At 53.4% G+C, this 15,528-nt stretch carries 11 protein-coding genes; 10 read left to right on the forward strand and 1 reads right to left on the reverse strand.

The genetic code is table 11. The annotated features are described in order from the left end of the window. Positions 1 to 73: 73 nt before the first annotated feature. From NSU01_RS07135 to NSU01_RS07180, 10 genes are all read left to right on the forward strand, one after another. On the forward strand, positions 74 to 577 hold the full coding sequence (locus NSU01_RS07135; RefSeq protein WP_042134435.1) for a sigma-70 family RNA polymerase sigma factor: 504 nt from the start codon (positions 74 to 76) through the stop codon (positions 575 to 577). Further along, complete coding sequence (locus tag NSU01_RS07140; RefSeq protein WP_076242415.1) at positions 570 to 1,775, forward strand: anti-sigma factor; 1,206 nt, start codon at positions 570 to 572, stop codon at positions 1,773 to 1,775. The genes NSU01_RS07135 and NSU01_RS07140 overlap by 8 nt, the downstream gene beginning before the upstream one ends. A 60-nt stretch (positions 1,776 to 1,835) precedes the next feature. After that, a complete protein-coding gene (locus tag NSU01_RS07145) occupies positions 1,836 to 2,480 on the forward strand; it encodes a carbohydrate-binding family 9-like protein (protein ID WP_076242416.1) in 645 nt (214 codons plus the stop codon). A 327-nt stretch (positions 2,481 to 2,807) separates the two neighbouring features. After that, complete coding sequence (locus tag NSU01_RS07150) at positions 2,808 to 4,562, forward strand: histidine kinase (RefSeq protein WP_076242417.1); 1,755 nt, start codon at positions 2,808 to 2,810, stop codon at positions 4,560 to 4,562. A 30-nt stretch (positions 4,563 to 4,592) separates the two neighbouring features. After that, positions 4,593 to 6,062 (forward strand): helix-turn-helix domain-containing protein, encoded by a 1,470-nt coding sequence (locus NSU01_RS07155; protein WP_076242418.1) that lies wholly within the window; start codon positions 4,593 to 4,595, stop codon positions 6,060 to 6,062. A 246-nt stretch (positions 6,063 to 6,308) separates the two neighbouring features. Beyond that, complete coding sequence (locus NSU01_RS07160; RefSeq protein WP_076242419.1) at positions 6,309 to 7,592, forward strand: sugar ABC transporter substrate-binding protein; 1,284 nt, start codon at positions 6,309 to 6,311, stop codon at positions 7,590 to 7,592. A gap of 23 nt (positions 7,593 to 7,615) precedes the next feature. Then, positions 7,616 to 8,563 (forward strand): sugar ABC transporter permease, encoded by a 948-nt coding sequence (locus NSU01_RS07165; RefSeq protein ID WP_256703731.1) that lies wholly within the window; start codon positions 7,616 to 7,618, stop codon positions 8,561 to 8,563. Beyond that, positions 8,548 to 9,381 carry a carbohydrate ABC transporter permease gene (locus NSU01_RS07170; protein ID WP_076242420.1) on the forward strand — a complete coding sequence of 278 codons (834 nt, stop codon included), beginning with the start codon at positions 8,548 to 8,550 and terminating at the stop codon, positions 9,379 to 9,381. Before NSU01_RS07165 ends, NSU01_RS07170 begins: the two co-directional genes overlap by 16 nt. Positions 9,382 to 9,386: 5 nt before the next feature. After that, positions 9,387 to 10,541 (forward strand): glycoside hydrolase family 88 protein, encoded by a 1,155-nt coding sequence (locus tag NSU01_RS07175; protein WP_256703732.1) that lies wholly within the window; start codon positions 9,387 to 9,389, stop codon positions 10,539 to 10,541. Between the two features lie 26 nt (positions 10,542 to 10,567). After that, positions 10,568 to 14,404, forward strand: coding sequence for a polysaccharide lyase family 8 super-sandwich domain-containing protein (locus NSU01_RS07180; protein WP_076242422.1), 3,837 nt, complete (start codon positions 10,568 to 10,570; stop codon positions 14,402 to 14,404). Positions 14,405 to 14,478: 74 nt separating this feature from the next. Here the strand turns inward: NSU01_RS07180 and NSU01_RS07185 are convergent, their stop codons facing one another. Further along, on the reverse strand, positions 14,479 to 15,384 hold the full coding sequence (locus NSU01_RS07185; protein ID WP_076242423.1) for a helix-turn-helix domain-containing protein: 906 nt from the start codon (positions 15,382 to 15,384) through the stop codon (positions 14,479 to 14,481). Positions 15,385 to 15,528: the final 144 nt, after the last annotated feature.

Raw genomic sequence — 15,528 nt, forward strand, 5'->3', positions numbered from 1 at the left:
GATTCCTGAAATTTCTGGCTGGAAGCTGTAACTTTTGGCATTCTCATACGTGGATGGATTAAGGGGGGAGGAGATGGAGCCGAATACGCTGGATGATCTATATGAGAATTATGTGGCGGACATCTACCGCTATCTGTGCTCCCTCTGCCATGACCACCATGCGGCCGAAGATCTGATGCAGGAGACCTTTTACCGGGCATATCTGTATCTGGAGGATTGCCGGGAAGAGCGGATTAAGCCGTGGCTGTTCCGCGTGGCTTACAATGCCTTCGTGGACTTCAAACGCAAGGAAAAGCGGAGTGTGTCCAAGGAAGACGGGTTTTTCAGCAGGCTGCCCCATCCCGAGACCACGGAGGGGACTTTGCTGCGTCAGGAACGCTGGGAAGAGACAGCGCTGGCACTCAGCCGTCTGCCGGAGGGGCAGCGCCATGCGCTGCTGCTGCATGATTATCACGGGCTGACCTACAAGGAAGCTGCTGGCATCATGAACGTAGGTTTGTCCCAATACAAGATATTGGTATTCCGCGCCAGGCAGAAGCTGCGTGAGGCGGACCGGAGGAGGAATGAGCATGAGTGAGGAGTTCAAAGAACAACTGAGGAAATACAGTGAGGGAACACTTCCGGAGGAAGAACGGGAGGCGCTGGAGAGTGAACTGGAGAAGCTGGAGGCTTATCAGCTGTATCTGGAGGAGCAAATGGAGCGGGAAGAGCAGACCAGCGGACGGTGGACCAAGGCGGACCCGGAAGGAGGGGCAGCTACAGGGCTCAAGAAGGCGAAGAGGAAGGCGAAGCGAAGAGAGAAGTCCATTATCCGCCGCGGCAAATGGAAGGCGCGGCTCGTGAACACCCTTACTGTATTTGCGGCCTTCATTGTCTTCATGATCATCAGTAATATTATTACTATAGTATTCTACAGCACCGGGAACCGTGGTGAGACCTATAGTGATGTTGTATCCTCGGCGATTGCCGTGACCCGGCCCAACACAACCACATATCTTTCCAGCAATGCGAAATCGGTCCTCCGGATGAATCTGACCGGTAAACTGCTGAAGCAGGTAGGCGGGGAGAAGGTTCAGATGGGTAATTACAACCAGACCTTTCTCCTGGGGCTATCCTATCCCGGAGTGTTCAACTGGATGGATGACCGGAATGCGAGTAATTACATTTTCTACTATCCGTCAGCAGATGGTTCCGTCAGCAGCGGGGATAACAGCGATGAGTGGAACAAGCTGGATAAGCTTCCCGAGGGTACGGTTGCCGAAGCTTATCTGTCGTTCGACCACTTATACACCACGGAGGAGCTGCTCAAGGAGTTTGAGCCGCTGAATATCCTGCCTGTGTGGTTCGGAGCAGATACGGGTCCGTCTACCCACGATGAGGTGGTTACTTCTCCGCTGGGATTTCCCTATGATCCGATCTGGCATGACGATGATATGTTGAAATCAGAGGTCACCACCCAAAAAACAGGCTGGTTCAGCTCGGTCTCCTCCTACAGCAGCGTATCGCCTTCTGTTGAACCCTATGGGGATGGGGCACTGCGTGATGCCAACTTCATCAAAACGCTTAAGCTGCTGCAAAAGCATCGGTCACTGGCCAGGAAGGCAGCGCCGTTTATTGAACTGGATACTTCGCTCTCCTATCTTCAGGAGCACGGAGTTCAGATCTATGGAGCCGTTGCTACAGGGCCGGTCAAGGAACTGCTGAAGCTGCGCGAGGCTTCCTGGGTCAGCTATATGCGGGTGGGTGAAGTCCGGCTCTGGAATTGGCGGGAATGATTTGATGAATACACCTGCTGCCAAAGTGGAGCTAACGACTACGAGAATAGGAGATTTCCCATGGAAAAGAAATTGCGTTCTTATCTGGTCCAAGAGAGTAAACTTCCGGTTAACTGGAATGAGATTGGCCCCCTAGGAGTAGATTATTATCTGTGGCTTCACAATGGATACCAGCCGAAGGTCGAGGTCAAGCTTTGTTTCACAGATGAGCGATTGCATATAAGATTTCAAGTCTATGAGGAGAACCCGCTCATTCGCTGCAATAGTCCCGGCGATCCCGTATATAAGGACAGCTGCGTCGAATTTTTTATCCAGCCGCTTCCCGATTCGGATGCCCGCTACCTGAATTTTGAACTGAATGCGGCAGGCGTCCTTCTGTTGCAGCTGGGTGAGGGAAGAGAGCAGCGGATTCCGCTTGCACAGGATTCAACTGAACTTTTTCAGATCAAGGGGGACCTCCATGTGAATGCTGGGCAAACAACCGGGGAGAACACCTGCTGGACACTGGAATTTTCGATTCCCTTTGCCTGGCTGCAGAGCCTGTTTCCTGACTTCACGGTAGCATCCGGGCAGATTCTGCGCGGTAACTTCTATAAATGCGGGGATGAGACGGATATGCCCCATTACGGATGCTGGAACCGGGTAGATTCAGCTTCGCCGAACTTTCATTTGAGCTCCTGCTTCGGTGAATTGAAGTTTCAATAGTAAAGCTTAATCGCAGCCGCTTGGCTATACCCTCATCTGATTACAGATGGGGGTTGTTTTTTTGTGGATTTATTGCAGAATGAGTCGAAAAAAGCGGGATTATGCAATTAATCTCTTGATCGGCTAAATATCCATGATCAGGGTTTTAGTATAATTATCTTTAAGAAGCTAATGTTTGCGCTGTAATGTGTTCATTCATCAATGACTCGTTTCCTGTCGTTTTTTCTTGAAGTCTGGGGTCATATGAAAGATACTTAAGTTTATTTACTGTAGTTTATGAGGCATGGCGGGCGAACTTTTTCGGCCTTACAGGGGGAGGTTGCGGGTATGGGAATCACCAGGTGGACCCTGCGTTCCAAATTCATTGTGATGTTGCTGCTCTTCGGTGTGCTTCCCATGCTTGTTATCGGTTGGGCCGGTTATGATGCCTCCAAGCGTTCGATTATTCATCAGGCTGTGGAGATCCAGTCCCGCTTACTGGAGCAGACGGTTGCCTCCGTGGACAGTGAGCTGTCCATGTACCAAATGCTTGCCGGATCGTTCGTGCAGGAGGACAATGTGCACCAAATGCTTGATCCGGAATCGTCGCCGGATGATCTGAAGCGGTATGTCAAGGAATGGGATATGTTCAACCAGTTGCTGAGCAAGCTGGTCTTCTCCAAATTTGAAGAGACGCCATCGATTGTGATTTACGGTTATAACCGTAAAGTGTTCACGAGCTGGGGGGGCGACGGCACCAGGCTGGCCGATTATCTGGACAGCAATGCGGAATTCAGGAAAGTGCTGAAGGCCGGCAGCGCCGGGCGGTTTGTATGGGCCGCTCCGCATTCCGTATTCGATTTGTCAAGTGCGGCCGAGCCGATGTTCTCCTATGTGGCCGGATATACGGATGCAGATAACGGTACAGAGTGGGGCAAAATATTAATCTCGGGTTCCTTAACCGCCCTGGTAGAGGATCTGGCTTCCAATAACCGGTTTATCATCGCGAAGCCGGAGGGTTCACTGGTGTACTCAGCTCCGGGCACCGCCGTGCCTGAAGCCATTCTTGGGGAAGCGGCTGCAACCTCTTACAGCAAGGGCGCTGCTGTGCTGAACCGGGGAGAGAGCATGAACAAGTCACTTTATATATCCGCGAAGCTGCTGAACGATTGGGTTGTCGTCAAGGAGATTCCCTACCGCAGTCTACTGTCAGAGCTTGGGGAGGTCCGCAATATCATGCTGCTGGTCATCGGACTCTGTGTACTACTGTCTATTCTGCTTGGGCATTTGTTCACCGGCCGGATGCTGCGGCCGATTAAGCAGATGGTCCGGGTCATGAGAAGGATTGGGTCAGGGGAGTGGGCGCACCTTCCGCTGATCCGCACTGATCCGGAGCTTGACCTGCTTCAGCGTTCATTTCTGAGCATGACCTCCGATTTGAAGGAGCTGCAGGAACGCATGGAGGTGGAGCAGCAGCAGAAGCTGGAGCTGGAGCTGGAATCGCTGCTGGCGCAAATTCAGCCGCATATGATCAAGAATACGCTGGCAGTGGTCAGCGGGCTGGCACTGCGCGGCCAGACGGAGCAGATCCGCGAGGTCGTCCATGCGCTGGGGTATTTTCTATCCTCCAAGATCTACCCGGAGAATCCGCTTGTCACCATTGAAGAAGATCTGGATGCGCTGCAGCACTACCTGACCATTATGCGGATTCGCTACCCGGACCGGATTCATGTCCTGATTGATGTGCCGGATGCGCTGCTTGGACAGCATATTCCCCGTTTTACTTTGCAGCCTCTGGTGGAGAATAGTATCTATCACGGAATGAAGAACGATGAAGCCATTCATATCTGGATTCAGGCTTATGATATATCCGCCACCTTCACCATTTCCGTAGCCGACAACGGGGCAGGCACAGCCAAGCAGCCGTTTGAAGCTGGCGCAGAAGGGGAGGATACGCAGCGGGTGACCGCATACTCCGGCATTGGGTTATCCAATATCCGGCAACGTATTGCCCTGTATTTCGGCGGAGCTGGGACCCTGCGTTTCGAGAGCCGCCCGGGAGCCGGGGCACAGGTGGAGATCACACTGCCCAAGCGGCAATAAGCAGAAGAACTCTACATAAGGAGGGGCAACATGACCATTCGAACGATGCTGGTGGAGGATGAGTGGCTGATCCGGGAGGCACTGCTGAAGACCATCCCCTGGGAGCGGTACGGCTTTGAAATTGCAGGTGAGGCGGGCAATGGAAGTGAAGCGCTCGACATGTTTATCCGGCTGCAGCCGGATGTGGTGATTACAGATATTCGCATGCCGGGCATGGACGGGCTGGAGCTGATTGCCTGTATCCGCGAGATATCGCCGACGGTGCAGATTTGTATCTTAAGCAGTCATACTGACTTTCAGCTCGCCCGGCAGGGCATCCGCTACGGTGTATTCGAATATTTGGACAAGCTGAATCTGTCATCCGGCGAGATCGAACACTGTCTGGAAAGGTTGTATATGACCTTTCAGGGGCAACCCCGCGAGCGTGGCGTTTCCACGCTTCCGGGAGAGCCGCAGCTAGAAGTGCGGAGTCTTGAGCTGCAATCTCCCTCTGCCTGGCTGAAGCAGTTCAGGATACATGTGCGGGAGTGTGCAGGCTGGAGATGGGTCATTATGCTGATCAACCGGGAGATGTGGGAGCAGACGGATATTCATGCCTGGCTGGAGGAATTCCCGTATCCGGAGGTCATTAAGGAGCGGCGATTGTTCGTGGATGCGGAGCAGCGGCTGCATCTTATTATGGAGGACGAGATCGAAGTGCCGCGCCTGCTGCTGGAACGTTATGAAGATACCGGCATCCTGATCAGCTCCAGGGTGGCTGGACCGGAGGAGTGGGAGAAGGCTTACCGTGAAGCTGAAGAATTGCAGGCAGATTTGTTCTATACGGGCTGGAACCATGCGGTGGAGTATGAACACAAGCGTATCTATCAAGTCTCTGGTCCGGCGCTGTCGGGCGATCAGGAGGATAAGCTGATAGCTTTGCTTGCGGTCGGCAATGCCAATGCGATCCTGGAGTGCCTGGATGAGCTGCTGCTGGATGCGCAGCGGCGCAGCGTTCATCCGAAGCGGTTGATCCAGGCGCTTACGATGCTGTTGACGCGGAATATCCCCGGTAAATATCTTCAGCGCGAGCATACCGCCGTGTGGGGGGAAGCCATCGGCCGCATTCATTCCTGTACAACCGCCGGTGAATTCATGGAGCGTATGTCATCTGCTCTGAGGACGGTGATGCAGGACAAGGACCGTCCGGTAACCATGGATGTGGAAGCTGCACTCCGCTATGCGCAGGAGCATTATGCAGAGAAGCTGACGCTTGGCCGCCTGGCCGGTGCGGCGCACCTGAATCCGAATTATTTCGCCACGTTATTCAAGGAGCAGACAGGCGAGACGCCAATGGCCTTCGTGGCCCGTCTGCGTGTAGAGAAGGCCAAGGAGCTGCTCAAGCGCCGCGAGGGGAGTGTCCAGGAGATTGCGGAGCAGGTAGGTCTGCATAATCTAAGCCACTTCTCGCGGGTATTCAAAAAAATGACCGGACAGACTCCCTCCGAATATCGCGGATAATCTGTATTATAGAATACAAAACTGAATATCGGACTAGTCAAGGGATAACATCCCTTTTTTTGTGCGATCATGTCACATCAATGTTATGAAAACGTACATGAAAGTTACTGAAAGCGCAAACAAAACTTTATTATTATGAAGGAATCAACAATTGTACTGAGTTGTGTGCAAAGACAACCGCCTTAAACTGCTTTATATTTACATCAAGTGAGGAACACTTACACAATCGACCTTGGAGGGGAATACATGAAAAATTGGATGAAGCCTTTGATTGGAATTTCGGCAAGTGCGGTACTTCTGGCAGGCTGCGGCCCGGACACAACAGATCAGGCAGCGAAGGGGACCCCGGCTTCGGAGCAAGAGGTGGCCATTAAGTTCATGCTGTGGAATGATAGCGCCTCAGAGCGGATGTATGATGAACTGGCCCAGGCGTTCGAAGCGAAGAACCCGGGTCTCACCGTTGATTTCACCAAAAGCGATGCCAATACCTACAGTGAACGGTTGACGGTAACATTGACAGGCGGCGGAGAAGTTGACGCTTTTGCCTTTAAAAGTCTGGACGAGTACTACAAGCTGGCCTCGTCGGGACGCGCATTGGCGCTCGATGATTATGCGGCTGCCAACAGCGCCGGGCTGGCGGGCGTGGAGTCTTCCTTGGACAACCTCAAGATTAACGATAAGCTGTATGGCTTGCCTTTCCGCTCAGACGGCTGGGCGCTCTACTATAATAAGAATCTTTTTGATCAGGCAGGGGTTGCCTATCCGGGTGATGATCTGACCTGGGAACAATATTTAGAACTGGCTAAGCAGATGACCAGCGGAAGCGGACAGGACAAGATTTACGGCTCCTTCATGCCAGATTGGGCGCAGACTTGGTATTCATACGGACAGCAGCTTGGCGCCTCGCTCTACAGTGAGGATCTAACGCCTTATATTGAAGGGCTCAAGCTGCGTAAAGAACTATCGGACAGCGGCGCACAGCCTTCCATAGCCGAGAACAAGGCCACCAATGCGCATTACAGAACGGCCTTCCTGACCGGTAAATATGCAATGGTTGTGACGGGAACCTGGTTCCCGGGGATGCTGGAGCAGGATAAGAAGGACAGCAAGCTGAACTTCGATTGGGGAATGACCTATGTCCCGCATCCGCCGGGAGTACAGAAGGGCACCACAATGACCGCGGTGGTTGTCCATGCCGTTAGCTCGGATTCCAAACATCCGGAGGAGGCCAAGAAGTGGATCGGCTTCATCTCCAGTGAAGAGGGACAGCAGATTGTGGCTAAATACCAGACGCCGGCTTCCGCAGCCGACAGTGTCAAGGACCAGTACAAAGCAGCCTTTACCAATGATGCGGTGAATCTGGATGCCATCTTCAATATTACGTCTGTTCCAGAACGGGAATTGCGCAAAGGGATTACCCAAATGAATACGATTGTTACAGAAGAAGGGGAATTGGCGCTCCTGGGCGAGTCCACACCAGAGAAGGCGATTGAGAACATTAAGAAGAGAAGAGACCAGGAGATTCAATAGATCAAGAACGGGGAAGTGATGACATGTCTTCTTTGAATAAAAGCGTACCGGCTGCGCAAGAAGCCGGCCTGGCAAAAGGCAGGGAACCGTCCTTGTGGCAGCGGATGATGCATCCGCAAGCGAGAACAGCCTATCTTTTCCTCCTGCCTAATCTGCTGGGTTTCCTGTTGTTCATTGCCGTTCCGAGCGTGATGGCGCTCGGGCTCGGCTTCACGGAATGGGACGGCTATAATCCGGTGAAATGGACCGGACTGAGCAATTATGTCCGGCTGGTGCAGGACGAGAACTTCCGGATTGCTCTCCAGAATACCCTGCTCTACACCTTCGGCTCTTGTCTGCTCGTTATCATTGCCTCCCTGTCCCTGGCCTTGCTTGTTAACCAGAAAATGAAAGGGATGTCGCTCTACAGAGCAGCCTTCTTCTTTCCTCATATCGCATCATTTATCGCGGTGGCAGTGGTCTGGCAGGCCATCTTCAATCCGACGCTCGGGCCGCTGAATATGTTCCTTGGCAAGTTCATGGATCATCCGCCCGGGTGGCTGATCAGCTCAGACTGGGCTCTGTTCAGCATCATCCTTGTCTCCGCCTGGAAGATGGCCGGCTACTATATGCTGCTGTTCCTGGCCGGCTTGCAGGGAATTTCCAAAGAGTTATACGAAGCTGCCAACATCGACGGCGCCAATATACTGCAGCGCTTCCGCAACATCACGCTGCCGATGCTGTCTCCGGTCACTTTCTTTGTCATCATCACCTGCATTATTAATCTGTTCAAGTCCTTTGATCTGGTATATGTCATGACCGGCGGCGGGCCGGGCCGTTCCACGAAGCTGCTCGTCTATGACATCTTCGTCCAGTCGTTCCGCAATTCCGCATTTGGTTACGCTTCGGCCGAAGCCATCGTGCTGTTCCTGATCGTTCTGGCGATTACTTACGTTCAATTCAAGGGGGAGAAACGATGGGTCAACTACTAGGCCGTGCCGTGCCAAAATCACTGTCGCATCTGTTCATGATCCTGATCTCGCTGATCATGATCGTGCCCTTCTTGTGGATGCTCTCCACCTCCTTCAAGCTGCAGGAGGAAGTATTCCAGTATCCGATCCAGTGGATTCCGCAGGTATTTCACTTCGAGAATTATACCGAGGTCTGGACCAGTATTCCCTTTCCGCTATACTATTTCAACTCACTGAAGGTTTCTGTTCTGGTTACTTTGGGCCAGCTTATTACTTGCTCTCTGGCTGGATATGCCTTCGCCAGACTGGACTTCCCCGGGAAAAACCGGCTGTTTATCATGTATTTCGCGGCCTTCATGATCCCTTATCAGGTCATTATGATCCCGCAGTATTTTGTGATCAAGAAGCTGGGCCTGGTGGACAGCCACTGGGCATTGATTCTGCTGGAAATCTTCAGCCCCTACGGCGTGTTCCTGATGCGGCAGTTCCTCTCCGGCATCTCGAAGGAGCTTTCGGAAGCGGCCCGGATCGACGGCTGCAACGAATTCGGCATCTTCGCCCGGATTATCCTGCCGCTGGCCAAGCCGGCGCTGGCGACACTTGGCATCTTCGCCTTCTCCTGGGTGTGGAATGACTTTCAGGCTCCGCTTATTTATCTTACCAGCGACAGCCTCAAGACCTTGCCGCTTGGCCTCGCAAGTCTGAACGGGGAGTTCACCTCGCAGACCCAGCTTGTTATGGCAGGCACCGTATTGTCGCTTATTCCGGTAGTCACCGTCTTTTTGTTCTTCCAGCGGTACTTTATCTCGGGCATTACAGCCGGTTCTGTGAAAGGATGATACCTGTGAAGGAAATAATTGCACCGGGCGTGAAGTGGCGAGAGGCCATCGACTTCGCCGTGCTCAAAACAAAACGCAATCTGACCCGCCATAACCTGCAATTCCCGCATATCTCCAATGACAAGCGTTATGAATGGGGAGAGAACGACGACTGGATCGAAGGCTTCTGGACCGGGATGGTCTGGTTATGCTACGAGTACAGCGGGGACGAATATCTGCGCTTGCAGGCCGAAGCCCAGATGAACAGCTTTGACCGCAGGCTTCAGGCCAAGCACGCTCTGGAACACCATGACATCGGTTTTCTGTATGGCTTGTCTGCAATGGCGGGCTGGATTGTCCAAGAGGACGAGCGGCACAGGGCGCTGGCGCTGCGCGCCGCCGACCATCTGCTGGGCCGCTGGCGGGAGGCTGCCGGGCTCATCCAGGCCTGGGGACCGGAGGGTGATCCGGAGAATGGCGGGCGTATTATCATCGACTGTCTGATGAATCTTCCCTTGCTGTATTGGGCCTCCGGGACAACTGGCGATCCCCGCTATGCGGAGATTGCCGCCCGGCACGCGAAGCTGTCGCGGAAGTTCCTTGTGCGGGGAGACGACTCGTCCTATCACACCTTTTATTTTGACGGAAGTGGAAATTCGCTCAGAGGGGGGACGCATCAGGGCTACCGCGACGGCTCTACCTGGACACGCGGACAGGCGTGGGGGATCTATGGATTTGCTTTATCTTACCGCTATACGGGAGACATGGATTTCCTGGAGACATCGAAACGCCTTGCCGTCTATTTCATCGAGCGGATACCGGCGGATGGGATTGTCTATTGGGATTTCGATGTTCCTGTGAACAGCTCTACCAGCCGGGACAGCTCTGCTTCCGCCATTGCCGCTTGCGGCATGCTTGAACTGCTTGAGCATCTGGCGCCCGCCGATCCGCTCCGTCCGCGTCTGGAGGCTGCGGTCATGCTGACCATGACGGCCTTGGCGGAGTCCTCGCTGGGCATGGCTGAGGAAGACGAAGGCCTCATCGACCATGGCTCTTATCATGTCAGGGGCGACTATGGGCTGGATGGTTATATGATCTGGGGCGACTATTATTATCTGGAAGCCCTTCTGCGTCTGGAGAAGCAGATTCCCGGATATTGGTATGAGCGGGAACAGGCCTGAAAACTATGAATCATGGAGGGGTAGCCATGCAATTGTTCACTAGGCCATTCGTCAAGCCGTTTTTGGTCCGTCTGATCCTAATGGTAACTGTCCTGTCTCTCATCCTTCCCGCTGCGGCATTGCCGCCGGCGGAAGCGGCGGGTACCGTATATGTCAATGTGAACTATGATGAGAGCGGAAATACCAAGAATACGAAGCTCTATAACGGCTCTACCTACAGCGGCTCGGCCGGGGGAGGCTGGGGCATCTATAATTCTGCGCTGGAAACAGATTATGTGACTATAGCGAACGCTCCCCAGCGTGAGGATTACAGTCTCAAAATCGTCTCCAATACCAAAAATGTAAATACAGGCAGGAACAATCTGGGCGGAACGGCGACCGGCAATACCGGCATCGCCGGGAAGCTGGTGCTGGAAGCCTCGGTTTATATGAACAGCACAACCCACCGCCGGGAGATTCAGTTCAGAAGCTTGAATGCCCCTTCTCCCGCTACACTCACTACCAATATAGCCGCCCTTACCTTCAACGCCGCAGGAGAAGTCCGGGGTGCCGGCAATCAGCTCCTGGCCCGCTACGAGAAGAATTCATGGTACAAATTGAAAATGTTTGTGGACAGTACGGCCCGCACCGTCTCCTATTTCATGAATGACCAGTATTTAGGGGAAGCTTCGCTGCCTTCCGGCTGGCTGAATATCAGACATATCTACCTCAATCAGTACTTTCAGAGCGGCCAGCAGGGGGAATGGCTGGTCGACGATCTGAAGCTTGCGGATTACGTGCCGCTTACGGGAATCAGCACTTCAGTGGGAACACTTGAGCTGGCGGAGAGTACCAGCGCCAATATTGCGGTTGAGGTATTGCCGCAGAATGCTTCCGACCAGCGCTTGCTCTGGACCACGGCTGATCCTTCTGTAGCCACAGTTACTTATGGCACCGTCCACGCACTCAGCGAAGGCAGCACTACAGTGATGGTAAGTACTTATGAGGGCGATTATTCGCTCGCCGTCCCGTTAACGGTAACCAAGCCCGTGCTGCCGCAAGGCATCTCGCTTCCGAATGAAGTCAACTTGACGGTAACAGGCCAACAAACCTTGAAGCCGGGGTTCCAGCCCGCAAATACAACGAATCAGGCTGTGACCTGGAGCTCTGCCGATCCTGCCGTTGCAACTGTAGATGCCAGCGGAGAAATCACCGGCAGGTCGGTGGGGTCTGCGGAGATTACAGCAGTGTCACAAGCTGATCCGGCAGTCTCCGCAGCCGTCACCGTTGTTGTTACTCCATATATCCCTGTTACCGCCGTTACCATTACCTATTCGCCCCCGCAGCTCTCCAAATACGACAGCTTGCAGCTTATCGCGGATATAGAACCGGCGGATGCGACAGACTCACAGCTAACCTGGGTCTCCAATCGCCCGGATATCGTACGTGTGGCTGCGGATGGCACATTGCAGGGGATTTCCGTCGGTACGGCTACGGTGTCTGCAAGTGCAGTGAACGGAGTGGCGGACTCGGTTACCCTCGTGGTCGTAGCCGCCCAGCCGGATAATCCCCAGGAATACGACGAGATCAGGCTGCGCTGGAAGGAGACGCTGACCGGTAAAGATTCTTTGGATGTAAATGATCCGGCGGTCCAAGCCATTCTTCAGGCCAATGCAGCTGCTGCTCAGGGGTATTGGGAGAGCATGCAGCTCATACCCGGCGGAACAACACTCTGGACGGATCTGCCTGCTTCCACCAGCGACTCCGCTTTTGTAAACAGCCATTATACCCGTTTGAAGACAATGGCCTTAGCTTATCAGACCCAAGGCACCCCGCTTTACCATAATTCCGGTCTGAAGGATGATCTGCTGCAGGCCATGGACTGGATGCTGGATGAATTATATACAGATTCGGGCAGCGAATTCGGCAACTGGTGGAACTGGGATATCGGTGTTCCCAACCGGCTGGCTGATATTCTGATCCTGATGTATGACGAGCTGACGCCAGAGCAAATCCTGCAGAATACGGCAAGCATCGATCATTATATCGGAGATATCACCGCCCCTTCTTTTACACAGACAGGTGCCAACCGCTCCGACATTATGCTGATTCAGATCCGTATGGGACTTGTCGAACATAGCTATGACCGGCTGATTCAGGCCAGGGACGGGATGAGCGAGCTGTTTCAATACACGGCGGCAGGCGACGGGTTCTATGAGGACGGCTCGTATGTGCAACACAGCACGATAGCCTACACGGGAAGTTACGGGGAGGTTCTGATCCAGGGGATGGGGAACCTGCTGTTCCTGCTGAACGGAAGCACCTGGGAGCCGGTTGTTCCCGGGGTGAACAATGTCTACCGGTGGATCAATGAAGGTTTTGCCCCCATTTTATACAAAGGCCAGGCCATTGATATGACGAGAGGACGCGCAATTGTGAGACCGGCTGCAGATGCCTATTACTCCGGCAGAAATATTCTGGCCGGCATCGCCCGAATTGCGCAGACCTCGCCCCCGGAGCTTTCGCTGAAATTAAAGGGCCTGGTTAAATATCATGCCGGGTATCAGCTGAGCCAGGGCGCATCCTACTATCAATTCCCGCTGGATCTGGCGGATACGATCCGGCAGTGGGTGGACGATCCTGCGATTGTTCCTGCCGCCGATATTCAGGCGCACTACGAGTTGAACGGCATGGCCCGCAGTGTGCACCGGGGTGAGGACTTTCTGTTCGGAGTCAGCAAAAGCTCAAAGCGTATTGCGACCTATGAGCTGACTAACGGAGAAAATCCCAAGGGCTGGTACACCGGTGATGGAATGACATATCTCTACAACCGCGATCTGTCCCAGTATACAGGCAGCTTCTGGGCCACGGTGAACTGGAGCCGGCTGCCCGGCACAACGGTTGTCTCCCGTCCAAGGAATGCCGGCGATTATCAATACGGTGACGGCGAGACGGCGCCGCTTAACTCCTGGGCGGGCGGAACAACACTGGATACTTTTGGGGCAACCGGCATGAATCTGATTCAGAACGGCACGCAGATGCAGGCGCGGAAATCCTGGTTTGCTTTTGACAATGAGATTGTTGCGCTGGGTGCAGGGATTACAAGCACGGATAATCTTCCGGTAGAGACTGTCATTGAGCAGCGGAAGCTGAAGGAAGATAACTCCAATAGCTTCGTGCTGGATGGTGACACCTTGAATGGGAACATTCCGGGTCAGGAGATAGAGAACCCGTCATGGGCTTATCTCGAAGGGAATGCGGCAGATTCAAATATTGGTTATGTTTTTCCGGATAATTCATCGATCAAGCTCACCAGACAGGTTCAAGAGGGAAGATGGTCCGACATCAATCTCAGCAATCCGCCTTCCTCCACAACGCCAACCGGACTGCTGCAGAATTACTTTCTGACGATGTGGATGGATCATGGGAGTAATCCTGTTGACAGCCGGTATGAATATATGATTTTGCCGAATGCCAGCAGGCAGGCCACGGAAGCCTATGCCGATTCGCCGGATGTCACTATTCTCGCCAATTCACCAGCGGTTCAAGCTGTGCGGGAGAACACGCTTAACGTGACCGGGTATAATTTCTGGACGGATGCTCTGACTTCAGCAGGAGGTGTGACCTCGAACAAGCCAGCCTCTGTCCTGATCAGGAACAATGCCGACGCTGGCACCACTAAGCTTGCCGTGTCCGATCCTACACTGGAGAACCAGGGGGTTATTGAGCTGGAGCTGGAGGCGGAGGCAGCAGGCATACTCAGCAAAGATGACCGGATCGAGGTCACGCAACTGTCGCCGAAGGTGAAGCTGAAGATCCATACGGCAGGCACACTCGGGCGAACGATGCTGATAACGCTGCAAACAGCATCCGCGAATAAGTAAACTAGCAACTCGATCAGGAGGCGGGCCGGTGGCTCGTCTCTTTGCTGTGAGCGGGCCTGGGCATCTAGGATGCCTCACAGAATGCGCGAAAGCTTGCGGTAGGCACGTGGAGAAATCCCTTCATTGGCTGTGAATACCCTGCTGAAGTAGTGGATATCGGGATAGCCGACCCGCTCTCCCACAGCTTCAATCGACTCATCCGTCTCGCGGAGCAGCTTGCGTGCTTCCCGGTGGCGAATGGACCGGAGGAATTCGCCGGGAGGCATCCCGGCAATCTCCCGGAACAGCTTGGAGAAATGGTCCTCATGCATATTCATCGTTGCAGCCATAGACCTGTTAGTCCAGCGGCCTGCCGGCTGAAGCTCCATTCCGTCAATCAGCCCCCTGATCCGCTCCCCGTGAACGGAAGACTTAGCCAGCCGCCGTGAGCTTTGGGACCGCAGAAGTGAAGTCAGAATGCCCAGCATCAAGCCCCGGCAGACCCATTCATAACCGGCCTGCCGCATGGTGAACTCATGAACAAGCTGCTCCATCGCATGGACACATTCGGGAGAGGGCGTATACACAGGTTCTTCTGACAACGGTAAAAAAGGGGCGGTTACGGCCTCCAGAGCGAATTTATGGGGAAGCACCTCATCCTCGTTGACCAGCATGTCTTCTTCCCGCGTAATGACGGATTCGCCAAAAAAGTCGAAGTGGATGCCCAGCAGCTTGGTGTCGGAAGCCGAAACGATTATGTTCTGATGGTAAACACCAGGGGATAGAAAAATGAGTTGTCCAGAGCTGAGGAGGAATTCCTTGTTGTCCATTCGGGTCAACAAACTCCCTTGACGGATGTACAGCAGCTCGAAATCATACAGCCTTCTTCTTGGAAAAGTGCAGGGGGCAAGGGTCTGCAACTGTGCATAATGGATTCCAGGTGACCATTCGCGGGAGGGTACCTGTTTGCTCAAAGGATAGGATGTTTCTGTCTCGGACATGATCAATCCTCCTGACTAGAAATATGACCGGAATCATCCAAAAGTTATCTATATCCCCTAAATAAATAGAAGTGTAAAACCATTATAATTTAAATATATCAAGGAAAAAAGAACATTATCGCAGGATTCCTGAAAAACGGAAAA

It is taken from the genome of Paenibacillus sp. FSL H8-0259, from assembly GCF_037963255.1.
Lineage (GTDB): Bacteria > Bacillota > Bacilli > Paenibacillales > Paenibacillaceae > Paenibacillus_AQ > Paenibacillus_AQ phytohabitans.